22 protein-coding genes are annotated in these 22,939 nt (G+C 63.9%); 2 read left to right on the top strand and 20 right to left on the bottom strand.

The features are described 5' to 3' along the window. The first annotated feature begins 121 nt into the window (after nt 1-121). Nucleotides 122-1,168: a serine hydrolase domain-containing protein gene (locus C6V82_RS05790; protein ID WP_229843012.1), complete on the top strand. Its 1,047-nt coding sequence runs from the start codon at nt 122-124 to the stop codon at nt 1,166-1,168. Nucleotides 1,169-1,462: 294 nt separating this feature from the next. Continuing rightward, entirely contained in the window at nt 1,463-2,401 is a 939-nt protein-coding gene (locus C6V82_RS05780; protein ID WP_102588844.1) for a YihY/virulence factor BrkB family protein, read from the top strand. 142 nt (nt 2,402-2,543) lie between these two features. On the opposite strand, the gene C6V82_RS05775 is transcribed toward C6V82_RS05780, so the two are convergent. The 20 genes from C6V82_RS05775 to C6V82_RS05680 form a co-directional block, all read right to left on the bottom strand. Further along, nucleotides 2,544-2,786, bottom strand: coding sequence for a LapA family protein (locus C6V82_RS05775; protein WP_229843014.1), 243 nt, complete (start codon nt 2,784-2,786; stop codon nt 2,544-2,546). A gap of 61 nt (nt 2,787-2,847) precedes the next feature. Then, complete coding sequence (locus tag C6V82_RS05770; protein ID WP_229843016.1) at nt 2,848-4,299, bottom strand: phospholipase D family protein; 1,452 nt, start codon at nt 4,297-4,299, stop codon at nt 2,848-2,850. A gap of 144 nt (nt 4,300-4,443) precedes the next feature. Further along, complete coding sequence (locus C6V82_RS05765; protein WP_102588843.1) at nt 4,444-4,689, bottom strand: hypothetical protein; 246 nt, start codon at nt 4,687-4,689, stop codon at nt 4,444-4,446. 39 nt (nt 4,690-4,728) lie between these two features. Then, on the bottom strand, nt 4,729-5,379 hold the full coding sequence (gene ureG, locus C6V82_RS05760) for an urease accessory protein UreG (protein ID WP_102588842.1): 651 nt from the start codon (nt 5,377-5,379) through the stop codon (nt 4,729-4,731). 69 nt (nt 5,380-5,448) lie between these two features. Beyond that, entirely contained in the window at nt 5,449-6,171 is a 723-nt protein-coding gene (locus tag C6V82_RS05755; protein ID WP_102588841.1) for an urease accessory protein UreF, read from the bottom strand. Further along, nucleotides 6,161-6,694: an urease accessory protein UreE gene (ureE, locus tag C6V82_RS05750; protein WP_102588840.1), complete on the bottom strand. Its 534-nt coding sequence runs from the start codon at nt 6,692-6,694 to the stop codon at nt 6,161-6,163. The genes C6V82_RS05755 and ureE overlap by 11 nt, the downstream gene beginning before the upstream one ends. 205 nt (nt 6,695-6,899) lie before the next feature. Next, nucleotides 6,900-8,615, bottom strand: a complete 1,716-nt coding sequence (gene ureC / locus C6V82_RS05745; protein WP_102588839.1) for an urease subunit alpha — start codon at nt 8,613-8,615, stop codon at nt 6,900-6,902. Then, nucleotides 8,612-8,980, bottom strand: coding sequence for an urease subunit beta (locus tag C6V82_RS05740; RefSeq protein ID WP_102588838.1), 369 nt, complete (start codon nt 8,978-8,980; stop codon nt 8,612-8,614). The genes ureC and C6V82_RS05740 overlap by 4 nt, the downstream gene beginning before the upstream one ends. Nucleotides 8,981-9,138: 158 nt before the next feature. Further along, nucleotides 9,139-9,441: an urease subunit gamma gene (locus C6V82_RS05735; RefSeq protein WP_102588837.1), complete on the bottom strand. Its 303-nt coding sequence runs from the start codon at nt 9,439-9,441 to the stop codon at nt 9,139-9,141. Between the two features lie 91 nt (nt 9,442-9,532). Further along, nucleotides 9,533-10,420 carry an urease accessory protein UreD gene (locus tag C6V82_RS05730; protein ID WP_102588836.1) on the bottom strand — a complete coding sequence of 296 codons (888 nt, stop codon included), beginning with the start codon at nt 10,418-10,420 and terminating at the stop codon, nt 9,533-9,535. Nucleotides 10,421-10,866: 446 nt separating this feature from the next. After that, complete coding sequence (urtE, locus tag C6V82_RS05725; protein ID WP_102588835.1) at nt 10,867-11,565, bottom strand: urea ABC transporter ATP-binding subunit UrtE; 699 nt, start codon at nt 11,563-11,565, stop codon at nt 10,867-10,869. Continuing rightward, complete coding sequence (gene urtD, locus C6V82_RS05720) at nt 11,565-12,398, bottom strand: urea ABC transporter ATP-binding protein UrtD (RefSeq protein ID WP_102588834.1); 834 nt, start codon at nt 12,396-12,398, stop codon at nt 11,565-11,567. Before urtD ends, urtE begins: the two co-directional genes overlap by 1 nt. Continuing rightward, entirely contained in the window at nt 12,395-13,531 is a 1,137-nt protein-coding gene (gene urtC, locus C6V82_RS05715; protein WP_102588833.1) for an urea ABC transporter permease subunit UrtC, read from the bottom strand. Before urtC ends, urtD begins: the two co-directional genes overlap by 4 nt. Before the next feature lie 6 nt (nt 13,532-13,537). Further along, nucleotides 13,538-15,136 (bottom strand): urea ABC transporter permease subunit UrtB, encoded by a 1,599-nt coding sequence (urtB, locus tag C6V82_RS05710; protein WP_102588884.1) that lies wholly within the window; start codon nt 15,134-15,136, stop codon nt 13,538-13,540. 157 nt (nt 15,137-15,293) lie between these two features. Next, entirely contained in the window at nt 15,294-16,652 is a 1,359-nt protein-coding gene (gene urtA / locus C6V82_RS05705) for an urea ABC transporter substrate-binding protein (RefSeq protein WP_102588883.1), read from the bottom strand. Between the two features lie 452 nt (nt 16,653-17,104). After that, a complete protein-coding gene (locus C6V82_RS05700; protein ID WP_102588832.1) occupies nt 17,105-18,604 on the bottom strand; it encodes a tripartite tricarboxylate transporter permease in 1,500 nt (499 codons plus the stop codon). Nucleotides 18,605-18,622: 18 nt separating this feature from the next. Further along, nucleotides 18,623-19,105, bottom strand: a complete 483-nt coding sequence (locus C6V82_RS05695; RefSeq protein ID WP_102588831.1) for a tripartite tricarboxylate transporter TctB family protein — start codon at nt 19,103-19,105, stop codon at nt 18,623-18,625. 110 nt (nt 19,106-19,215) lie between these two features. After that, the gene (locus C6V82_RS05690) at nt 19,216-20,208 is read right to left on the bottom strand and encodes a Bug family tripartite tricarboxylate transporter substrate binding protein (protein WP_102588830.1); all 993 of its coding nucleotides are present in this window, start codon (nt 20,206-20,208) and stop codon (nt 19,216-19,218) included. A 195-nt stretch (nt 20,209-20,403) separates the two neighbouring features. Next, nucleotides 20,404-21,171, bottom strand: coding sequence for a response regulator (locus C6V82_RS05685; RefSeq protein ID WP_102588829.1), 768 nt, complete (start codon nt 21,169-21,171; stop codon nt 20,404-20,406). A gap of 40 nt (nt 21,172-21,211) precedes the next feature. After that, nucleotides 21,212-22,906 carry an ATP-binding protein gene (locus C6V82_RS05680; RefSeq protein ID WP_102588828.1) on the bottom strand — a complete coding sequence of 565 codons (1,695 nt, stop codon included), beginning with the start codon at nt 22,904-22,906 and terminating at the stop codon, nt 21,212-21,214. Nucleotides 22,907-22,939: the final 33 nt, after the last annotated feature.

Below are 22,939 nucleotides of genomic sequence, written 5' to 3'. Positions count from 1 at the left end.
CCTGAATACGTGAATGAGCGCTTGGGGAGCAGGGCTACGTGAAACGAACATCGTCACATCGGGGAACCCTGCACGGCACATGGCCTCGAATCCCGCATGGTCGACCGATACGGAGTGCACGATGCCAACACGCCCTGCCAACCCGCCTGTGTCGTGCCTCTCGCCATGGCGGGCGGCCATTATGCTGCTTGCGGCGCTTGCATGCTACGTCTTCGCCGGCCCGGCCCTGGCCCAGCCGACACTGACACAGGCGGATTTTGATCGCCTGGAAAGCCGCGCCGAGACCATCGAGCGTCTGCATGCGGTGGTGGTGTCCCAGGGTGGCGAGATACGTTTCGAGCGCGCCTATCGAGGCCCGGGGCTTGCAAGCCCCGCCAATATCAAGTCGCTGTCGAAGACGGTGCTGGCCGCACTGGTGGGTACCGCCATCGAGCGGGGCATCATCGATTCCACCGAGCAACCACTGAGCGAGCTGCTGCAAAGCGAGATACCCGGGGACGCCGACCCTCGTATACACGACATCACCGTCGGCCATCTGCTCTCGCTTCAGGCGGGGCTCGAGCGCACCTCGGGCACGAATTATGGCGACTGGGTGGCGAGTGCCAATTGGGTGCGTGATGCCCTGTCTCGGCCATTCGTCGACGAACCCGGCGGGCGCATGCTCTATTCCACCGGCTCGAGCCACCTGCTCTCCGCCGCCCTGACCCGCGCCAGCGGCGACACCACCTTGGCGCTGGCGCGGCGGCTGCTGGGGGAGCCTCTGGGCATCACGATTCCAGCCTGGCCGCGCGACCCGCAGGGCATCTACTTCGGGGGCAACGACATGCAACTGTCCCCTCGCGCGCTGATACGCATCGGCGAGCTCTACCGTCAGGGCGGCTCACTGAATGGCCAGCGTATCCTTCCCGAGGGCTGGGTCGAGGCGTCGTGGACGGCGCGCGGCACGTCACCCTGGACCGGCGACGGTTACGGCTATGGCTGGTTCGTGACTACCCTGGCAGGCGAGCGCGCCTACTACGGCCGCGGCTTTGGCGGCCAGGCGCTCTATGTCATTCCCGCTCGTGAGCTGGTGATCGTCATCACCTCGGACCCCTCCCCGCCCTCGCCCGGCGGCCAGTTCCAGGGCGAGTTGAATGGCCTGGTGGAGATTCTGCTCGAGGGCCAGTGAGGAGCGCCTGGCACGGAAGGCGGAGGATAAACGAACGAACATCGATGACGTTGACCCTAGTGCAATCGCAGTTGGACATGACGAGGGGTGCCGGGGACAGGTCGAAGAGGAGGTCTTTTGCCATGGATGGCAAAAGTAGCGCCCAGGGACGGGATTACAGCGCCTCTCTCGCAGACCTGTCGACGGTTCAGCACCGAGCGGGGCTAACGTTGCCCCTGTCACATTGACGCCTCTCACATTGACCCCTGGCGCGCCTGGCGGCGTATGATGAAAGCTCATTGCAGGGACGAGCCAATGACGCCGAACGCATCACCCCGCGAGCCGCGCAAGCGACTGCCTGTCGATCTTCCGCCCAAGGTGGGCCGTTTCCTGTGGCGGGTATTCACGGCCTTTCTGCGTAACCGCGGCATCCTGCTGGCCGGCGGTGTCGGCTACAACATTCTGCTCTCCATCGTGCCGCTGTTCGCCCTGCTGGTGGTGCTGCTGGCGCGGGTGGCCGACGAGCAGCACCTGCTGGGCGTGCTGACCATCCAGGCGCAGCACCTGGCGCCGGCCCACGCCGAGGTGCTGCTAGAAGCCGTGCGAACGCTGCTCGACTCGCGGGATGTCATCGGCATCCTCGGTTTCCCGGTGCTGCTGCTGTTCAGCTCGTTCGCCTTTCGCATGCTGGAGGATGCCCTGGCGATCATCTTCCACGCCCCGGATTCCCACCACCCTGGGCGCAGCGTCTGGGTCTCGGTGTTGCTGCCCTATGCCTTCATGCTGGTACTGGGGGCGGGCCTGCTGGCACTGACGCTGCTGGTGACCCTGGCAAGCTCGCTCAATAGCCTGTGGCTTGCGCTGTTCGACCGTGAGCTGCCGCTGGCAAGTCTCTCGGAGCCAATGCTCAACCTGACCAGCTTCCTTGGTGTTTTCCTGCTGTTCAGCGCCATCTACAAGGTCTTGCCAGTGGTGAAGATCGCCCTGCGGCGTGCCATCGTAGGGGGCTTCGTCGCCGCCCTGCTGTGGGAGGGCGTGCGCATGTTGCTGGTGTTCTACTTCGCCAACCTCTCGCTGGTCAACGCCGTCTACGGGTCACTCGCCACCCTGATCGTGGTGCTGCTGAGCCTTGAAGTCGGCGCCATCATCCTGCTGCTTGGCGCCCAGGTGATCGCCGAGCTGGAGCGCAATGCACGGCTCGGCCTGCCCTGGTACAGGGACCCCAGGCGAGAAGCCGTCACCCATGTGGATTAGGGAAACGCTGCACAAATGCCTACGCGAGCGAATCGCTGCGTTGCGCGGTGCTCGGAATCCTCACATATACCCCATATGCTCCGGTTCCTGCGCTCCGTGCGCCTTGCGCTTCATCTCGCTCGTCGATTCGTACAGCATTTCCTTAGCGATGTGGCTCGGCCGAGCGGCGGCGCCGCAGGCGGCGAATCAGCGCGAACAGCGACCTGCCGCTGACCATGCCCAGCACATAGATGACCACCAGCAGCAATGCCAGCGGCAGCGACATGCTCCAGGTCAGAAAGCGAAACTCCACCACGGCGATGTTCTGTACGAACAGTACCAACACCAGCAGGGTGATCAGTAGTTTTACGCCAAGCCATACCTTGTCCATCGCACTATTTTCCATGTTCACTCTCCATGTTCACTCTCAAAGTCCATGTCTCCGGGTCCAATTCTGGTTGTTCAGTCTAGAACGTCGAAAGGCCCGTGGCTTCCATTACCCGATAGCGTAGCTGCTGCCAGCGGCTGGCTGGCGGCTGGGCATCGAGCGGCTCGCTGGTGATACGTGTCGGATCGTCGTTCCAGCGCCGCTCGAAGAAGGCTCGCGCGTCGGCAACCGCGGGTGAATGCGCAGGCCCGATCATTCTCACACTGGTCTCGAGGTTGAGATCATCGAGGTTGCGGCGGGTGAAGTTGGCGGAACCGAGGATCATGGTCACCTCGCCTTCATGGGCCGGGGTCATGATCAAAAGCTTGCTGTGGCACTGTTCACCATGGGTGACACACCACCTCACGTCGACCCCGGCGGCCGCCAGTTCCGCCGCCACCGGCCGGTTGGGAATGCCGCCCTTCTCGAGGCCGAAGGCATCACGATTGGGGTCGAGCAGCACGCGCACTTGCGCGCCGCGTTGCCGCGCCGCCGCCAGCGCCTCGATGAGGCCACGGTGGGCGAGGTAGAAGACCGCCACATCGATGCGATCCCCTTCACCACTCGCCGACACCGCCTCTATCAATGCCTCGCGGATCGCCCCTTCAGTGATCAACTGTAGCCGAGGGCCTGTGTAGACCTCCGGCAACACCGCCGCTGGCGATTCCGCCCGCAGCCGATTTACCCCGGACCAGGCCGCCACGGCGCGCTCCGAGGCCAGCAGGTCCGACGCCGCGGGGCCGCTGAAGCGCAGCGCCACGTTGCCATGCAGGCTGCTGGCATCGTGGGGGTTGGCGGAGGTCACGAGCCCCGCCAGGCCATCGCCTTCATCGACCACCAGGGTCTTGCGGTGGTTGGCATTGAAATTGAGCATCGTCAGGTAACTGCGCAGCGTGACCTTGCCGGGCCCCAGCAGGTTGGGCAGCCAACCCGCCTGGGTGGTGTTGCCGAGCCAGCGTGGCCCCAGGTGCCAACCCCCGGACCACAACGGATTGGATGCCCGCAGGCGGGTGAGGTCGGTGATTACCACCTCCACCCCTGCCTTTCTCAATGCCTCGAGATGATCAAGTTCGAGGCCGCCATAGAGCGTGTTCAAGGGGTCGGTGATGACCAGGGCGGCAAGGTCGGGGTGACGTGCCCGCTGGCGAATGAGCGCTTCGGCAAGCTCGCTGGAGAGCGGCCTGAAATCACCACTTGCCGACGCCGAGAAGTCGTTGAACAGGAACATGTCGAGCACGATCAGGCGGCGCGCCTGGCCGATCATGGCCAGCATCTCGTCGAAGATCCGCTGGTCGAGATGACGCTTCCCCTGGGGGTCGTACCAGGACTCATCGGCGAGAAAGCGCACCTCGCTCGCCTCGCGCACAGGCCAGGCCCGCCCGACGTCCTCGGGAAGCGGCTTGATACGCTGCCAAACGCCCATGGCGATCCAGGCGATCAGCACCACGCTCACACCCCATAGCCACATGCGTCGCCTCCCCGCCTTGCCCATTGCTCTCTCCTTGGCCACACCCACCCTGATCGACGCACCGCCAGGAGGGCAGCATAGCCGTTCGCGGGCCGGAAAGCAGCGCGCCCGGCCTGGGCCGGGCGCGTCGGGCAATGACAGCAAGGGCTTTGCGTACCGCTTGCGCCGTCAGCGCTGACGGCGCAAGCGGCGGCGGCGTATCACCACGCGGGCCAGCGGCACCAACGCCGCGAGCCCCAGCAACATGATGGCAATCACCGCCAGCATGCTGGGGCTTCCCGTATGACTATGCACGGTGGGCGCATCATGCCCCGGATGGGCAATGGCCAGGCCGGACGTCAGGGACAGCATGGCGACAGCGACACAGGCAGCACGGTCTTTCATGCAACGAATCAGGTTGCGCATCATGATCATGGTCTTCTCCTTGTGATCGGGTATCCAGGTCAACGTCAATCAGGCACTCGTCGCACTGGCATCAGCCGCTTGGGCTGGCCGCCGCTCCGGCAGCATGCCGCGATCGAGGATGAAGCGGATGATTTCCTCGAGACCCACGCCATCGTAGAGGTTGGTGAACACGAAGGGCCGCTCGCCGCGCATCTGGCGTGAGTCACGATCCATCACCTCGAGCGAGGCATGCACCTGCTCGGCGATGTCGATCTTGTTGATGATCAGCAGGTCCGACTTGGTGATACCGGGGCCGCCCTTGCGGGGAATCTTGTCGCCGGCGGAAACATCGATCACGTAGAGCGTGAGGTCGGAGAGCTCCGGGCTGAAGGTGGCCGAAAGGTTGTCACCACCGGATTCCACCAGCACCAGTTCGAGTGCCGGGTGGCGCTCCTGAAGCTCGTCGATTGCGGCCAGGTTCATCGAGGCGTCTTCGCGGATGGCGGTATGCGGGCAACCGCCGGTCTCGACCCCGAGGATACGGTCGGCGGCAAGCGCCTCGTGACGCAGCAGGAAGTCGGCGTCCTCGCGGGTGTAGATATCGTTGGTGACCACGGCGATGTCGTAGTGGTCACGCAGGGCCAGGCACAGCTGCTTGAGCAGTGCCGTCTTGCCGGAGCCCACCGGACCGCCGACTCCTACGCGCAGGCAATGTGTCATGTTGCTCTCCTCATCCATGTTTCGATCATTGGTTATTCCGGCACAGGCGGCCTGTGAGGGCTTTCGACGCTAACTGCGGAACAGCCGGGAATACTGGGTTTCGTGCAGGGCGCTGGCCAATGCGAGCCCAGGCAGCACCGGCCCCAGATCGTCATCCTCGAGCTCGAGTGCGCGGTCCACGGCCTCCACGATTGCCGGGCGCAGCCGTTCCACCAGGCGCTGGGCGGCGGTATGGCCGAGCGGCAGCGCCTTGCAGGCCACCGCCAGCTGGTTCTCGAGCCATGCCCAGCCGAAGCCGAGCAGTGCCTGGCGCGGGGTCACGCCACGCACATGGGCCACCCAGGCAAACAGCGTCACGTAGCCCGCCCCACAGGGTAGCAGGCTCGCCTCCTCGGTGGTGCCATCGGGCAGCAGTTCGAGGCTGCCGAGCAGCCGCTTGAGTGCCGCGCCCAGGCGGCTGTCCTCGGCGGCGAGTTCGGCGGTTTCACGGTTCGCCGCAAGCCAGCCGTCCCACTCGGCGACGGCCTCGACATCGCCATGCGCCAGGGCCAACCGCAGGCGAGCCAGCACCGGCAACTCGCAGCGGGTCAGGCCATCGTCGAGCACCCCCGTCAACCACTCGCCGAGGCTTTCCTCGTCGCTGACCCAGCCAAGCTCAAAGGCGCTTTCCAGCCCCTGGGAGAAGGCGAAGGCGCCGATCGGCAGTGCCGGGCTGACCAGTTGCATCAAGCCGAGCAGCGCCAGGTCATCGCCCTGCGCGGCCGCCCGCGATGGTTTCGCCTCAATGCTCATGGGAATGCGTGTGCTCAGCGTGATGATGGTCTTGGTCGTGAGAATGCCCGTGGTCGTGAGAATGCCCGTGGCTGTGACCGGCCAGCTGCTGGTAGGCACCCGACTCCGGGTCGAATGGCGCTTCATGGTGGTGCAGCGTGGCGCCCAAAAGTACGGCGAGTTCCTCCAGCACATGGTCCGGCGGGAAGCGTACATAGCCCCCCTGCTCGTCCTCGCCCAGCGCCAGTTGCACATGGCGGTTGCCGAGGTGATAGGCGAGCCGTGCCAGTGGCAGGCCCGAGCCGATTCGCGCAGTCACCACCGGCTCGATGGCGGCACGGACCCGCACCACTTCGCCGTTCTCGCCGCGCAGGCCCTCGCCATCGCGCAGCACGGGGCCACGGTCCAGAAACAGGCCAAGCTCGTGACCGGCATCGCTGGTCGCCTTGAACCGCCCGCGAATCCGCAGTTCATAGGGCAGCGTCAGGGTGTCGCCGGCCTGGCTTCGGGCAATGGGCCCCAGGCGTTCAGTCAGTTTCAGCATAAATGTCGTCTCATTCGTCATACCTGAAGTTCGGAGCCCTTTGCCCGCGGCTCGTCGGCGACAGGCCTGAGCGAGGGCGCTGTAAATACCTCCCTGTAAGCTACTTTTGCCATCCCTGGCAAAAGACCCTCGCTTCGGCCTGTCCCCTGCGCCGCTCACGCTTCTCGACTCACGACTCACTCCTCACCAGCGAAGCGCTCACGACTCAAAACAAATGATACCGCTGGGCCAGCGGCAGCTCGGTAGCCGGTTCGCAGGTGAGCAACTCACCATCGGCGCGAACTTCGTAGGTCTGTGGATCGACGGTGAGATGCGGGCAGGCGTCATTGAGCTTCATGTCGGCCTTGCGCACGCCACGCACATTGCGGCAGGCCGAAAGCTGGCTTCGCAAGCCAAGCCTGTCGCTGATACCGGCGTCGAGCGCCGCCTGGCTGACGAAGGTCAACCGGGTCTGGCTGGCGGCACGGCCAAAGGCGCCGAACATATAGCGGTAGTGCACCGGTTGCGGAGTCGGAATCGAGGCATTGGGATCGCCCATGGGGGCGGCGGCGATCATGCCACCCTTGAGGATCAGCGCGGGTTTGGTGCCGAAGAAGGCCGGCTTCCACAGCACCAGGTCGGCAAGCTTGCCGACTTCCACCGAGCCTACCTCGTCGGCGATGCCGTGGGTGATCGCCGGGTTGATGGTGATCTTGGCGATGTAGCGCCGGGCGCGGAAATTGTCGGCCCCCAGGGCCTCGTCTTCCGGCAACAGGCCACGCTGCACCTTCATCTTGTGGGCGGTCTGCCAGGTACGGCAGACCGTCTCCCCCACCCTCCCCATGGCCTGGGAATCCGAGGCGATCATCGAGATCACCCCGGTGTCGTGCAGGATATCCTCGGCGGCGATGGTTTCCCGGCGGATGCGGGAATCGGCAAAGGCCACGTCCTCGGGAATCTTGGGGTCGAGGTGGTGGCAGACCATCAGCATGTCGAGATGCTCGTCGATGGTGTTGACGGTGTAGGGCCGGGTCGGGTTGGTCGACGATGGCAGCACGTATTCCTTCGAGCAGGCGGTGAGGATATCCGGGGCATGACCGCCGCCGGCACCCTCGGTGTGGTAGGTGTGGATACCGCGCTCCTTGAACGCCGCCAGGGTGTCCTCGACGAACCCGGACTCGTTCAACGTGTCGGTATGGATCGCCACCTGCACGTCGTACTGCTCGGCGATGGCGAGGCAGTTGTCGATGGACGCCGGGGTGGTGCCCCAGTCCTCGTGCAACTTGAGGCCCATGGCACCGGCTTCGAGCTGGGCGGCAAGCGCCTCGGGAAGGCTGGCATTGCCCTTGCCGAGCAGGCCGATGTTCATCGGCATGTCGTCCACCGCCTGGAGCATCTTGCCGATATGCCATTCACCCGGCGTGCAGGTGGTGGCGTTGGAGCCCGTGGCGGGGCCCGTGCCGCCGCCCAGCATGGTGGTGATGCCGCTCATCAGCGCTTCTTCCACCAGTTGCGGGCAGATGAAGTGGATGTGTGCATCAATGGCGCCGGCGGTGAGGATCTTGCCTTCGCCGGCGATGATTTCGGTGCCGGGGCCGATGACGATCTCGACATCCGGCTGGGTGTCGGGGTTACCCGCCTTGCCGATGGCGGCAATACGCCCGGCCTGGATACCGACATCTGCCTTGACGATGCCCCACCAGTCGAGGATCAGGGCGTTGGTGATCACGGTATCCATCACCGCATCGTCATGGCGCTGGCTTTGGCCCATGCCATCACGAATCACCTTGCCACCGCCGAACTTCACCTCGTCGCCGTAGTGGGTAGCGTCGCGCTCCACCTCGATCCATAGCTCGGTATCGCCGAGGCGCACCCGGTCGCCCACCGTGGGGCCATACATATCCGCATAGGCTTGCCGGCTGATCGTCGTGACAGGATTCACGGCTGGCCTCCTTGATCCGCATCGCTGGAAGACGGGTTTCGCGCGGCAGCGGGCGCGGTAGAAAGCGCACCCATGACCTCACCGCGAAAACCGTAGATATGCCGGAGGCCCACGTAGGGAATCAGCGTCACCTCCCGGGACTGGCCCGGCTCGAAGCGAATCGCCGTGCCGGCGGCCACGTCCAGACGAAAGCCGCGTGCACGGTGGCGGTCGAAGACCAGCGCGGGGTTGGCCTCGGCGAAATGGTAGTGGGAACCGATCTGAATCGGCCGGTCACCGGTATTGGCAACCTCGACGGTGATGCGCTCGCGCCCCGCGCAGAGCTCGATCTCACCATCCTTGAGCTGGTATTCACCGGGAATCATAACGCTCTCACCTCTTCGCTTATGGCTGTTCAAGAACAGCTAAAACTGCGCGAACGAAGGCCAGGCAAGGCGGCGAGCGGCAAAAAAGCGGAGTTTACTTTAGTAAATGAGCATTTTTTGTCGCGAAGCCAACACAGCATGGCCGAGTGCAGCCAGTTTTAGACGATCGGTTCGTGGACGGTGACCAACTTAGTGCCATCGGGGAACGTCGCCTCCACCTGCACCTCATCGACCATCTCGGCCACGCCTTCCATGACGTCCTCACGGGTCAGTATCTCGCGCCCGTAGCTCATCAGTTCCGCGACGGTGCGCCCATCACGTGCGCCTTCCATGATCTCGAAGCTGATCAGCGCCACCGCTTCCGGGTAATTGAGCTTCAAGCCACGGGCGCGGCGTCGTTCGGCGAGTTGTGCCGCGGAAAACAGCAGCAGCTTGTCCTTGTCTCTCGGGGTCAGTTCCATAGCGGTTTCCTCAAGGTGTCAGAGTGGCATGTCGGGCCTCGGGGCGATGTTCCGCGCTCTGGCGCCTCGCCCATTGCCGGCATGCGTGCCGTCATGTCAGCCAGATTCTCGGTACATGCGCATCGCGACCGGCAAGTCGCGGGCGCAAGACCTCCCAGGCACGTTGGCACAGCGCCCAGGCATCATTGCGTTCGCCCCCCAGGTAGCGCAGCAGCAGCACACCATGGCGCACGGTCACTGCCCAGCGCGGGCTGGCGGGAAGTGTCTCGCGCAGCGCCTCGATGGCGGCGGGCTCGTCATCCACGCCTACCGCCCAGAGAGTCGCCTGAACAGTTGCCCCACCCTGGCCCCAGCGCCCCTGGAAACGACGGTGCGCGGGATCGAGGGGCTGCCGCTCGAGCCACAGCGGCTGGCCGTCACGGATCAGTTGAAAGCGTTGTTCGATACGCCCGGAGACATAGGGCAAGTGGCTGGCCGGGCGGCCCAGCGCCATCACTTCCCAGCCCAGGCAGCGCCCGGTTCCGGTGATGTCGATGGTGGTGTACTGCTCACCCCGGGACCCATCGAAGGCAATGGTTTCCTGGGGTAACCATTCGAGAATGCCACCATCATCCACGATGAGATGCGTGTGCTGTGACCAGGCCACGCCATGGCTGTCGGCCTTGTAGAGCTTGTTGGCCGCCGGGGTTGTCAGCAGCGCACGGGCGCCCGATGCCACCCGTGCCGAGATCGTCAGCGCATCACCGCTGACCAGGCCACCCGGCGGGTGCAACAGATAGACATGGCAGGCGCCATCGGCACCTTCGGGGTGGAAGGGGCGCTGCACGCGCAGCGGCCCCTGGTGTCGCGAACGCGTCATGCGCGTTACCCCACCGCGCGGCTCAAAAGCCAGCGACAGTGACGCCGCCCAGTGGCGGTCGGCATCGAAGCGGTGACCCGACTCGCGGTGCTCTGGTATGGCGCGCGGGATGGCCGTCATGGACAAGGATCCTGTGCGTGGCGTGACTATTACCTCTCTTGCAACACATCAGCAAGTCGCGTACCAATTTGGTGAATCCACTATAAAATCTTTTTAAATCAATTAATTGAATTGAAAACAAAGATGTTATCGGATCACTCATGCACCATCGAGGCGACTGCACAGGCGGGATAACGCACCATATGGGTGCGCCATCCAGGTAGTCGCACCGGCACAGGGCGAAACACAACTTTGGGTCACCTGCACGCGGCTCGACGGCGACAGGCCCCGAAGCGTCGGACCGTCGCGAGGGCGCTGTAAATACCTCCCTGTAAGCTACTTTTGCCATCCCTGGCAAAAGACCCTCGCTTCGGCCTGTCCCCTGCGCCGCTCACGCCTTGCTCCTCACCCCTCACGACTCACTCCTCACAAGCGAAGCGCTTACCAGCGAAGCGCCCACCCATGACCTAGACCGTCAAATGCTCCTTGATCAACCCATCGCTGAGTTCGCCGATATCGCCACGCGCCACTGGGCGGCCACGATCCATGATCACGAAACGGTCGGCGTACTTGCGAGCGAAGGGTAGTTTCTGCTCCACCAGCAGCACGGTCAGGCCGTCTTCGGCGATCAGCCGGCGAATCACCTCACCGATCAGCGTGACGATATTGGGCTGGATGCCCTCCCCGGGCTCATCGAGGATCAACAGCCGTGGCTCGATGACGAGCGCCCGTCCGATGGCCAGCTGTTGCTGCTGCCCTCCGGAGAGGTCGCCGCCACGGCGGTGCTTCATCTCTTCAAGCACCGGAAACAACTCATAGATGCGCGGCGGTATGCCACGCAGGCCGTCACTGCGTGCGGCAAGGCCGGTGCGCAGGTTCTCCTCGACGGTAAGCAGCGGGAAAATCTGCCGGCCCTGGGGCACGTAACCAATGCCGAGTCGCGAGCGATCCTCGACCCGCCGACGGGTCAGCTCGACATCATCGGCGTAGCGGATGTTGCCGCCGGACACGGGCTCCTCGCCCATGATCGCTTTCATCAGGGTGGTCTTGCCGACTCCATTGCGGCCCATCACGCAGGTGCATTGACCGGCGGGCACCTCGAGGTCGAGATCCCACAGGGTATGGCTCTCACCGTAGAACTGGTTGAGCTTGTCGATGGTCAGCATCACGCCTCCTCGTCCGGTGCACCCAGGTACACTTCCACCACCCGAGGGTCATTGGAGACCTGGTCCATGCTGCCCTCGGCCAGCACGCTACCCTGGTGCAGCACCGTGACCTTGCGCGCGATGGAGCGCACGAAGCCCATGTCGTGCTCCACCACCACCACCGACTGCTTGCCGGCCAGGCCCGTCAGCAGCTCGGCGGTACGCTCCATCTCCTGCTCGGTCATGCCGGCCACCGGCTCGTCGACGAGCAGCAACCGGGGGCGCTGCATCAGCAGCATACCGATCTCCAGCCACTGCTTCTGGCCGTGGGAAAGAATGCCTGCCGGGCGATGGCGCAGCTCGGTGAGGCCGATGGTTTCGAGCACCTCTTCGATGCGTTCGCGAACGGGCTCGACCATCCGCGCGGTGAGCGTGGGCAGGATGCGCTTGTCGGCGGCCATGGCCAGCTCAAGGTTCTCGAAGACCGACAGCGCCTCGAACACCGTGGGTTTCTGGAACTTGCGCCCGATGCCGAGACTTGCGATCTCCGGCTCGTTCATGGCCAGCAGGTTGTGGCGGCTGCCGAACCATACCTTGCCGGTGTCCGGCCGGGTCTTGCCGGTGATGATATCCATCATGGTGGTCTTGCCAGCGCCATTGGGGCCGATGATGCAACGCAGTTCGCCATCGTCGATGGTCAGGTTCAGGTCATTGATCGCCTTGAAGCCATCGAAGCTGACCGTGACATCCTCGAGGTACAGGATAGGGCCATGGCGGACATCGACCGGCGATTGCGCGGGCATCAGGAAATCGAACACCCGGTCGCGCTCGGATAGAGAACCGAGAAAGCTCATGCCGACACCTCCTTGGTGTTGGATGTGTTGCCTGGCGTGGAACTCGAGGTGGAGTTCTTGCGACGGTACGCCAGCAACCCGGCCACGCCCTTGGGCAGGAACACCGTGACCAGCACGAACATGGCCCCCAGGGCGAACAGCCAGGCCTCCGGCATCACGCCGGTGAATATCGTCTTGGCGTAGTTGACGAGGATCGCGCCGATCACCGCGCCATACAGGGTGGCACGGCCACCCAGGGCCACCCACAGCACGATCTCGATGGAGAACAGCGGTGAGAACTCGCTGGGGTTGATGATGCCCACCTGGGGCACGTAGAGCGCACCCGCGACCCCGGCCAGCATCGCCGACACCACGAACACGAACAGCTGAAACCGCTCGACCCGGTACCCCAGAAAGCGTGTGCGCGCCTCGGCGTCACGGGTTGCCACGCAGACCCGGCCAAGCTTGCTCGAGGCAATGGCCCGGCAGATCAGGTAGCCAAGCCCCAATGCCACGCCAGTGGCCAGGAACAGCCCGAGCCGCACCGAATCGCTTCTCAGGTTGAAGCCGAGAATGTCACGGAAGTCCGTCAAGCCATTGTTGCCGCCGAAGCCCATCTCGTTTCTGAAGAATGCCAGCATCAACGCGAAGGTCAGCGCCTGGGTGATGATCGACAGATAGACCCCGGTGACCCGCGAGCGGAACGCCAGGAAGCCGAATACCAGCGCCAAAAGGCCCGGCGCCAGCAGCACCATTAGGAAGGCGAACCAGGCCATGTCGAAGCCGGCCCAGTACCACGGCAGCGAATCCCAGTTCAGAAACACCATGAAATCCGGCAGTTCCGGGTGCCCGTACACGCCGCGATCGCCGATCTGGCGCATCAGGTACATGCCCATGGCATAGCCACCCAGGGCGAAGAAGGCCCCATGGCCAAGGCTCAGGATGCCGAGATAGCCCCACACCAGGTCCACGGCCACCGCCAGCAGCGCATAGCTCAGGTACTTGCCAAACAGGTTGACGGTGTAGGCATTCACATATAGCGGGTTGCTCTCGGGCAGTGCCAGGTGCAAGAACGTCACCAACGTCATGGCGGCGATCAACACGCCGAGGAACAACTGGGTCGAACGTTCACTGAAAGGTCGTGTCAGCCACATGATCGTTTAACCCTCCGCCGCACGGCCCTTCTGCGGAAAGAGTCCGCGGGGGCGTTTCTGGATGAACAGGATGATGAACACGAGCACGATGATCTTGGCGAGTACCGCACCGGCCCAGGGCTCGAGCACCTGGTTGATGACGCCGAGCGAAAGCCCCGCCACCAGGGTGCCCCACAGGTTCCCCACGCCGCCGAACACCACCACCATGAACGAATCGATGATGTAGTTCTGGCCGAGATTGGGGCCCACATTGGTGAGCTGCGAGAGCGCCACGCCAGCAAGCCCGGCAACCCCCGAGCCCAGGGCGAAGGTCATGATGTCGACCCGGGTGGCACGAATGCCCATGGAGCGCGCCATGGCCCGGTTCTGGGTGACTGCCCGCACCTCCAGCCCGAGCCGCGTACGGCGCATGATCAGCATCAGGCCGGCGAACACCACCAGCGCGAAGCCCAGTACGAACATGCGGTTCAGTGTCAGCGACAGCGCATCGTTGATATGCAGCGAGCCGCTCATCCACTCCGGCGACACCACGGTACGGTTGAGCGGCGAGATCACGGTGCGCACCAGTTGCTGAAGGATCAGGCTGACACCGAAGGTCGCCAGCAGCGTCTCCAGGGGGCGGCCCTTGAGGAACTGGATCACGCCACGTTCGATGGCGATGCCGGCCAGCGCCGCCACCAGGAACCCGGCGGGTATCGAAAGGATCAGCGCCAGACCGGGCTGCCCCGGCAGGAGTTGCTGCATCGCCCAGGTGGTATAGGCGCCCAGCATGATCAGCTCGCCGTGGGCCATGTTGATGACCCCCATCACCCCGAAGGTGATAGCCAGACCAATGGCGGCCAGTACCAGTACCGAGCCAAGCGAAAGACCGAAGTAGAGGGTCTCGAGGCCACGGTTGATCTTGAGTTGCTGTTCGATGCCGGCCAGCGCTGAGCGTGCGGCGTCGGCCAGCACCGGGTCATCGCCGCTGGCGGCACGGTTGAGTGCCACGCGCACCCGGGGGTGCAGGCTGCCCTCAAGCTGCGACAACGCATCGAGCTCGCCAAGCTCGATACGGTGGATGGCCAACGCCTGCACCAGGCGCTCACGCACCTGATCGTCCTCTTCCCCTTCGATCACGCTGACCAGGGGCTCCGCCAGGTCGGCATCCACCTCGCCCAGCAGCCGCTCGGCGGAGGCGCGGCGCCGTTCCAGGTCCGGCGAATAGAGATCGACCACGGCGATGGCACTGCGCAGCTGGTTACGCAGGGCATTGTTGATACCGATACGTTCGAGGTTACGTCGCGATATTTCACCCAGCGCCTCGCCCGTCAAGGCATCGGCCACCGGCCAGTCGCGGCCACGATTCTCCAGTACCACCACGAAACGGCCGTCATCGGTGCGCTGCAGCCGGCCATCGAGCAGCTCCTGAAGCCACTCGCGGGCGCGGGAATCGTCGCTGGTCACGATGGCTTCGATGGCCGCGCCCTTGTCGGCATAGGAGCTTACGTCGAGGGCTTCGAGCAGTTCGATGGCGGCATCGTCGGACTGATCTTGAGGCTGATTCTGGGTCTGGTCCTGAGCATGCGCCAGCGTGGGCATCAGCAAGAGCATCAACAGCAGCATCCAGGCCAGCGCGGGCCAGGCACTGGCGGGTCGGGCCCTGGCCGCGCAGGGCCAGGGCAGTGGGAAGTTCCTCATCGGGAGTTCCTCTGGGATCTTGAGCGGTAAAGCGTCGAGAGGCGTGCTCCCCCGCCGACACGGCGGGGGGATAGGTCCGGGGTTATTCAGCGAGTGCCGCTTCGGCTTCCTCGGCGGCGGTACTGCCACCGCACGAGCCGGTTTCGACGTTGAAGTTGCCGCAGCGCATCGGCGCGCGCCAGTCGCTGATCAGGTCACGCGAGCCCGGCAGGAAATCGGACCAGGCGTCGCCCGCCACGGTGGACGGCGTCTGCCACACCACATCGAACTGGCCATTGTCTTGAACCTCGCCGATCAGCACCGGCTTGGTGATGTGATGGTTGGGCATCATGGCAGCGTAGCCACCGGTGAGATTGGGTACGGTGACGCCGATGATCGCGTCCTTGACCGCGTCGACATCGGTGGTACCGGCCTTGCGCACCGCCTCGGCCCACATGTTGAAGCCGATGTAGTGGGCTTCCATGGGATCGTTGGTCACCGACTCCTCGTCGCCGGTATATTCGATCCAGGCATCGATGAAGTCGTAGTTGGCATCGGTGTCGACGCTCATGAAGTAGTTCCAGGCGGCCAGGTGGCCTACCAGCGGCGCGGTGTCGATCCCCGAGAGCTCCTGCTCACCCACCGAGAAGGCGACGACGGGAATGTCGGCGGCGTCGATGCCCTGGTTGGCCAGCTCACGGTAGAACGGCACATTGGCATCGCCGTTGATGGTCGAGACCACCGCGGTCTTCTTGCCTTCCGATCCGAAGCGACCGATTTCGGCGACGATGTTCTGCCAGTCGGAGTGCCCGAACGGCGTGTAGTTGACCATGATGTCCTCCTCGGCCACTCCGAACTCCTCCTGGAGGTACGCCTCGAGGATGCGGTTGGTGGTACGCGGATAGACATAGTCGGTGCCGGCCAGCACCCAGCGCTCGACCCCCACCTGCTCATGCAGATAGTTGACCGCGGGGATCGCCTGCTGGTTGGGTGCCGCACCGGTGTAGAAGACATTCTCGGAAGACTCCTCGCCCTCGTACTGCACCGGGTAGAACAGCAGGCCATTGAGTTCCTCGACCACCGGCAGTACCGCCTTGCGCGACACCGAGGTCCAGTTGCCGAAGATCACGTCGACTTCTTCCTGGGCCAGCAGCTCGCGGGCACGCTCGGCGAACAGCGGCCAGTTGGAGGCCGGGTCGACCACCACCGCCTCGAGCTCACGACCCAGCAGGCCGCCCGCTTCGTTCTGCTGCTCGATCAGCATCTCCACGGTGTCCTTCAGCGTCGATTCGCTGATCGCCATGGTGCCGGTCAGCGAGTGCAGGATACCGACCTTGATCGGATCCTCCTCCTCTTGGGCCATGACCTGAGTCACCCCACCAGCGGTGATGGCGGCGACCAGCGCCGCGGCGGCGAACCGGGCAGGCTTGGCGGGGAAACGGGTGTGGGTAACGGGTATCATGCGTTGGAAAGTGGTCACTTGAACCTCCTTGCGCCCTTCTGGATGGAAGGAACTCGTTGTGGTTGCTGCTTGCCTTCCCGACCGTTGCGTCGCGAAGGCACCTGTCAGCCACAAGATGTTGCAAGTCGTGCGCCATAACGCCGCAAGTCGATAAAAATCATTCAAAATCAGCTTCATGAATAATCGTAAGCAACCACTCTCGGAGATTTACGCACCCACACGGTGCATCCTTTGAGCACAATTTCCGACCAATGCACCGTCTCCTTTCACCCTTGTCGTACCTGCGCACCGATTTGGCCCAGTGGCATCCCCACACACAAAAAAGGGGCGTCGACTCGCGTCGACGCCCCTCGGGTTTCATCGTTCCAGCGCTTTACCAGCCCACCGGGCCCTGGATCAGTTCATCGGCGCTTTATGCGTACTTTATGCGTGCTTGTTGGGTGATGAAAGCTTCATGCGCGTTGTGCGCGAGCCATGATCCAGGCCTTCTTGACCAGTGGCAGACCAAGCGACAACAGTGCCACCACCAGCAGGCCGAGTGAAATCGGCTTGTCGATGAAGGTCATCCAGTCACCGCCGGAGATCTGCAGCGCACGTCGCATGGACTCTTCCATGATGTTGCCGAGAATCAGTGCCAGGATCAGTGGTGCTGCCGGAAAGCCGAACAGCCGCATGCCAAGCCCGAGCAGGCCGAAGCCCAGCAGCAGCAGCAGGTCGAAGATGCTGAAGCTCATGCCATAGACACCGATCATGCAGAAGATCAGGATCAACGACAGCAACAAGGGGCGCGGCAGATCGAGGATCCTTGCGATCAACGGGATCAGCGGCAGGTTGAGCACCAGCAGGAAGATATTGCCGATGTACATGCTGGCGATGACGCCCCAGAACACGTCGGGCCGTTGTTCAAGCATCATCGGGCCTGGGGTCACGCCCATCACCAGCAACGCGCCAAGCAATACCGCCGTGGTGCCGGAGCCCGGTACACCGAGGGTCAAAAGCGGCACGAAGGAGCCGGTGCAGGCGGCATTATTGGCCGCTTCGGGGGCGGCAACACCCTTGATGTTGCCCTGGCCGAAGGTGTCGCCATCCTTGGCCAGGCGCTTCTCCATGCTGTAGCCGAGAAAAGAACCAATGGTCGCACCGGCGCCCGGCAGTACCCCGGTGAAGAAACCCAGCACCGAGCTTCTGCCGATTGGCCCGGCGATCTGCTTGACCTCACCCCGCGACAGCTTCAACGAACCGATGGCGTTGCGAGGCTGCTCCTTGCCGCCACCACCGCGCAGCAGCATGTAGAACACCTCGGCAAGCGCGAAGATGCCAAGCGCCACCACCAGGAAGTCGATGCCATCGAGCAGGTGAGCGGAGCCGAAGGTGAAGCGCTCGGTGCCGGTTTGCAGATCGATGCCCATGATCGAGATCATTACCCCGACCACGGCGGCGATCAGCCCCTTGACCAGTGACTTGTCGGACAGCGAGACCACCGCGGTGAGGCCCAGCACCATCAGTGCGAAGTACTCCGCCGGGCCGAAGCTCACCGCCACCTTGGAGAGCAGCGGCGCCACCAGCATCAGGAACACCACCGAGATGGTGCCGCCGATGAAGGACGCATAGGCGGCGATGGCCAGCGCCTTCCCGGCCATGCCCTGCTTGGCCATCGGGTAGCCATCGAAGGAGGTCGCCACGGTACCGGCGACACCGGGCGCATTGAGCAGGATCGACGAGGTGGAGCCGCCGAAGATCGCGCCGTAATAGACACCCGCCATCAGGATCAGCCCAGAGGAGGGCTCCATGGCAAAGGTGATCGGTATCATCAGTGCCAGGGCGCTGATCGGGCCAAGCCCCGGCAACATGCCGATGATGGTGCCGGCGAACACACCGAAGAACACGTAGGCGATATTGATCGGTTCGAGCGCAATGCCGAACCCGTACATCAGATTATTGAAGGCTTCCATGGGATCACTCTCCGGCCGTCAGAACGGCAACACGCCAGTGGGTAGATAGACGTCCATGATCCGGGTCATGGTGAGGTAAAGGGCCAGTACCACGCCGAGAATCACCGCGACGTTGACCCCATGACGGCGATAGCCGTAATAGGCGGAAAGCCCCACGCCGAGCAGCGTGGACGCCAGCACGAAGCCGACAGGCACCAGCAACAGGGCGTAGGCGGCAATAGCGATGGCGGTGATCACCACCCGAGACCAGGGGCGCATCCATAGCGGCTTGGCCTGCTCTTCCGGGTCCAGCTGATCGGGGATGTCCTGGGCCTTGGGCTTCTCCAGAAACAGCGCCACCGAAAGCCCCAGCAGGCTAAGGCCCAGCACCTTGGGGAAGAGTTCCGAATCGATCGGCCTTGGTAATGGAAAGGCCGGAATCTGCCACGCCATGGCCAGGTAAGCCAGCGCGACCAGCGCCAGAATCAGCGCCAGAATCTGGTTGGTATTGAGTCGAGTCATGGGAATCTGTCCCGGTTGCCTGCCCATCGATGGGCGGCACCCAAGTGTCTTGGATCGAAGTGGCCCGCCCTGGGGAAGGGACGGGCCGCACAGAGCAATCTAAGGAATGACTAGCGAATCAAGCCAAGCTCGCTGAGCACGCCACTGAACTGCTCTTCCTGGGCATCGAGGAATGCCCCGAAGGTCTCGCTATCCTGATAGGCATCGATCCAGCCAAGCTGGTCACGTGCTTCCTGCCAGCCCTCGGTCTCGAGCATCCGTGCGAACAGATCCTCGTAATAGGCCACGGCTTCGGCCGGCATGCCGGGTGCACCCATCACACCACGCCAGATGTCGAAGGTGTAATCGACTCCCTGCTCCTGGAAAGTGGGGATATCGGCCAGTTCGCCACCGAGACGCTCTTCCGACGACACACCCAGTGCGCGCAGCTCGCTGCCCTCGCCCAACTGCCCGACGGCTTCACCGGCGCCACCAATGACGGCTTCCACGTGACCGCCCATGAGGTTGGTCATGGCCTCGCCACCCCCGGAAAACGGGATATAGTTGACCGATGCCGCCTCGAGACCCGCCGCGTCAGCGGCCCCGGCCATGGCGATGTGATCCATGGAACCCGGCGCACTGCCGCCACCGATGCTCAGGCTCGAATCTGCCTTGAGCGCTTCGAACAGGTCACCCAGGGTCTGGTACTCGGAATCCGCCGGTACCAATACGATGGCGTAGTCGGTAATCAAGCGCGCAATCGGGGTGAAATCGTTGTGGTCATAGCGCGACGTGCCGGCCAGCGGCACCAGGATGATCGGCGGGCTGGTGGCGAACAGCTTGTGCGGGTTGCCCTCGTCACGGGCGATCTGTGCCCAGGCCACGGCACCACCGCCACCGGGGACGTTGATGGTGGCGAAGCTGCTCTCGGAAAGCCCTTCTTCCTGGATCACCCGAGACGCGGTACGCGCCAGGGTGTCCCAGCCACCACCGGGGTTGGCCGGGGCAACGAATTCGACGTTACGGGTCGGGGTCCAGTCCTGGGCCTGGGCTGAGGCGCTGAAGCCGGCAATGGCGGCAAGCGGGACGAACAGGGCGGCAAGGCGTGCGGTCTTGGCGATCATGGCGTTCTCCAGACGAGTCTGTGTTGTTGTCTGTGCAGGTGTCTGCTTTCTGTTGTGCTCGGCGTGTCAATCCACCGGCATGCGCAAGACACACTAGGAGCCCCGAGTGATCGCCACAAGCTTCTGACCATAAACAATAAAATGCGCATAATGGCCATTGTGCGCATTGTGCTCACGGCCGGCATCTCGTCCCGCTCACCCCTCCTTCAGCCAGGCGACACTCTCTCCTGTCAGCCGGTAGCGCCGCTCGGGTCTTCCTACATCACCATAGCCAAGCTCGGCGCTGGCCACCTGTATCGACACAAGATATTCCAGGTAGCGGCGCGCGGTGGAGCGGCTGGCGCCGATCACTCGGGCGGCCTGCATGGCGGTAAGCGACGCATCCGCCTGCTCGATGGCGCGCACCACGGCGGCAAGCGTCAGGCGATCGATGCCCTTGGGAAGCGAGCGCGATTCACTACCGCTCGTCGCCTCCGGACGCAGCCTGGCAAGCGCTCGGTCGAGCTCCTGCTGGTTCATCTCGCCACTCGCCGCCAGGGCCGCCCTTTCACGCCGGAAACGCGCCAGCATCTCGGCCATGCGCGTGGCTTCGGTGGGTTTGATCAGGTAGTCGAAAACGCCACCCCGCAGCGCCTCGCTGATGGTATCGACTTCTCGCGCGGCAGTGATCATCACCACGTCCATGTGCAGATAGTCGCGGCGCAGCATCCATAACAGCTCGAGTCCCTCGACATCCGGCAGGTAGGCATCCAGCAGCACCAGCTGGATAGCCTCGGCATGTGCGGCCAGCAGCTCGCGTGCCTCGCTTCCCGAGCGGGCCATTGCCACCACCCGGAACCCCTCGCTCTGCTCGATGAAGGCGCGATGGATATCGGCGATACGAAAGTCATCCTCGATGATCAGGATGCCGTACTCCACGGCGGACGGTTCGCTGTCCGGGGGCCGGCTGCCGGCGTGTGGCATCGCATCCTCCTGCTGACATGATCTGTCGATGGTCAATGGATTAGTGTGCCACCTGCTCGCCCGAGACACACAACGAACGATCGAGCACCACGATGAAGCAGGCGCCACCCAGTTCACTCTCCTCGAGGGTGATCTCACCACCATGCTGGCGACACAACCGCGAAACGAGCGCCAGGCCGATACCGCGATGCTTGCCGGGCTTGGTGGAGAAGCCTTCCTGGAAGATGGCGTCGATATGCTCGCTTGCCACCCCAGGCCCATTGTCCTCTACCTCGATCAACAGCTGCTCGCCAAGGTCGGTGAAGAACAAGCGTACCCGGGGCGTGCCATGGTCGCCTGGCTCACCCTGCAGGGCGGCATGGCAGGCGTTGTCGATCAGGTTGCCCATCACCGTCATCACCACCTCCTGGCCGGTCGGCGTCAGGCGCTCGGCAAGCGAGCTCTGATCATCGATCTCCAGCGTGACCCCCAGCTCGCGGGCGCGGGTCAGCTTGCCGAGCAGCGTGCCACTGACCACCGGATCGGCCACATGCCCCATCAGAAAGCTCATCTGCGCCTGGGCACGCTCGCTCTCCTGGTGGATCAGCGCCAGCGCATCCTCGATGCGCCCAAGCTGCAACAGGCCCGAGATGGTGTACAGCTTGTTGGAGAACTCATGCGCCTGGGCACGCAGTATATCGACATCACGGCTCGCGGCATTCAGTGCATTGGAGAGTTCGACGATCTCGCGGCGACTGCGAAAGGTCGCCACAGCCCCTTCGATCTCGCCGGCATGACGCACCGGCACCCGGTTGACGACCACCGGATGATCGCCCAGCCACATCTGCTGGTCGAACTGTTGCTCGCCACTCTCCAGCACCTCGAGCAGGCGCGAATTGGGCACCACCTCCTGGATCGGGCTCCCCAGCACCAAGCGGTCCTCGGGCAGCCCGAGAAAGCGGCGTGCCTGTAGATTCAGCAGCGTGATCTCGCCCTCACGATTGACCGCCAGGATGCCCTCATGGATCGACTGCAGAATCGCCTCCTTCTCCATGGCGAGCCGCGCGATCTCGTGTGGCTCGAGGCCCAGGATCACCCGCTTGAGGTGGTGCGACAGCACATAGGCGCCGGCAAAGCCCAGCACGATCATCGCCGCCACCAGCCACCAGCCGACGCTGGTCAAACGGCTGGCATCGGTCTCGACGCGTTCGAGCATGAAGCCCACCGAGACGATGCCGATGATGTTGCCTTCGGCATCGCGCACCGGCGTCTTGCCGCGCACCGCCTCGCCAAGCGACCCCGTGGCTTCGGATACGTAGGACTCGCCCTGTTCGAGGGCGCGGGCATTGTCGCCGCCCACCATGGGCAGTCCCAGGCGTTCAGGCAACGGATGCGAATAACGCAGGCCTTGGGTATTGCCGACCACCACGTAGCGGGCACCCGTCTCGCGGCGGATCCGCTCGGCAATAGGCTGGATGGTGGCGGCGGGGTCGGGGGCATCGAAGGCATCGATGAGTGGCGGTATCACCGCCACGCTCTTGGCCACCGCCAGAGCGCGTTCCCCCATCTGCTCGGCGATGAGGTCTGCCTGGCGATGATTGAGGTAGGCGCCCTGGGCGAGCAGCATACCGGCCAGCAACACGCCGACCAGAAGCATCACCTGCAGCCGAAAGCTGCGCATCAGCCAGTGCCGCCTGCCACGTTGACGTCGCAGGCGCCTGACTTCGGTAATCGCATCGTCCCGGCGTGAAGGCATGTCAGTGTCTCGGTGGCTGACGGCCGCGTGGGC

The sequence above is a fragment of the Halomonas urumqiensis genome (assembly GCF_003028575.1).
Lineage (GTDB): Bacteria > Pseudomonadota > Gammaproteobacteria > Pseudomonadales > Halomonadaceae > Halomonas > Halomonas urumqiensis.
The sequence above is the reverse complement of the archived record's forward strand: the minus strand, read 5'-3'. Positions and strand labels throughout refer to the sequence as shown.

Coding starts and splice junctions, on each gene's coding strand:
- C6V82_RS05790 (WP_229843012.1), top strand. CDS start 122: ATGCCAACACGCCCTGCCAACCCGCCTGTGTCGTGCCTCTCGCCATGG.
- C6V82_RS05780 (WP_102588844.1), top strand. CDS start 1,463: ATGACGCCGAACGCATCACCCCGCGAGCCGCGCAAGCGACTGCCTGTC.
- C6V82_RS05775 (WP_229843014.1), bottom strand. CDS start 2,786: ATGGAAAATAGTGCGATGGACAAGGTATGGCTTGGCGTAAAACTACTG.
- C6V82_RS05770 (WP_229843016.1), bottom strand. CDS start 4,299: ATGGGCAAGGCGGGGAGGCGACGCATGTGGCTATGGGGTGTGAGCGTG.
- C6V82_RS05765 (WP_102588843.1), bottom strand. CDS start 4,689: ATGATCATGATGCGCAACCTGATTCGTTGCATGAAAGACCGTGCTGCC.
- ureG (WP_102588842.1), bottom strand. CDS start 5,379: ATGACACATTGCCTGCGCGTAGGAGTCGGCGGTCCGGTGGGCTCCGGC.
- C6V82_RS05755 (WP_102588841.1), bottom strand. CDS start 6,171: ATGAGCATTGAGGCGAAACCATCGCGGGCGGCCGCGCAGGGCGATGAC.
- ureE (WP_102588840.1), bottom strand. CDS start 6,694: ATGCTGAAACTGACTGAACGCCTGGGGCCCATTGCCCGAAGCCAGGCC.
- C6V82_RS05740 (WP_102588838.1), bottom strand. CDS start 8,980: ATGATTCCCGGTGAATACCAGCTCAAGGATGGTGAGATCGAGCTCTGC.
- C6V82_RS05735 (WP_102588837.1), bottom strand. CDS start 9,441: ATGGAACTGACCCCGAGAGACAAGGACAAGCTGCTGCTGTTTTCCGCG.
- C6V82_RS05730 (WP_102588836.1), bottom strand. CDS start 10,420: ATGACGGCCATCCCGCGCGCCATACCAGAGCACCGCGAGTCGGGTCAC.
- urtE (WP_102588835.1), bottom strand. CDS start 11,565: ATGCTGACCATCGACAAGCTCAACCAGTTCTACGGTGAGAGCCATACC.
- urtD (WP_102588834.1), bottom strand. CDS start 12,398: ATGAGCTTTCTCGGTTCTCTATCCGAGCGCGACCGGGTGTTCGATTTC.
- urtC (WP_102588833.1), bottom strand. CDS start 13,531: ATGTGGCTGACACGACCTTTCAGTGAACGTTCGACCCAGTTGTTCCTC.
- urtB (WP_102588884.1), bottom strand. CDS start 15,136: ATGCTGCTGTTGATGCTCTTGCTGATGCCCACGCTGGCGCATGCTCAG.
- urtA (WP_102588883.1), bottom strand. CDS start 16,652: ATGATACCCGTTACCCACACCCGTTTCCCCGCCAAGCCTGCCCGGTTC.
- C6V82_RS05700 (WP_102588832.1), bottom strand. CDS start 18,604: ATGGAAGCCTTCAATAATCTGATGTACGGGTTCGGCATTGCGCTCGAA.
- C6V82_RS05695 (WP_102588831.1), bottom strand. CDS start 19,105: ATGACTCGACTCAATACCAACCAGATTCTGGCGCTGATTCTGGCGCTG.
- C6V82_RS05690 (WP_102588830.1), bottom strand. CDS start 20,208: ATGATCGCCAAGACCGCACGCCTTGCCGCCCTGTTCGTCCCGCTTGCC.
- C6V82_RS05685 (WP_102588829.1), bottom strand. CDS start 21,171: ATGCCACACGCCGGCAGCCGGCCCCCGGACAGCGAACCGTCCGCCGTG.
- C6V82_RS05680 (WP_102588828.1), bottom strand. CDS start 22,906: ATGCCTTCACGCCGGGACGATGCGATTACCGAAGTCAGGCGCCTGCGA.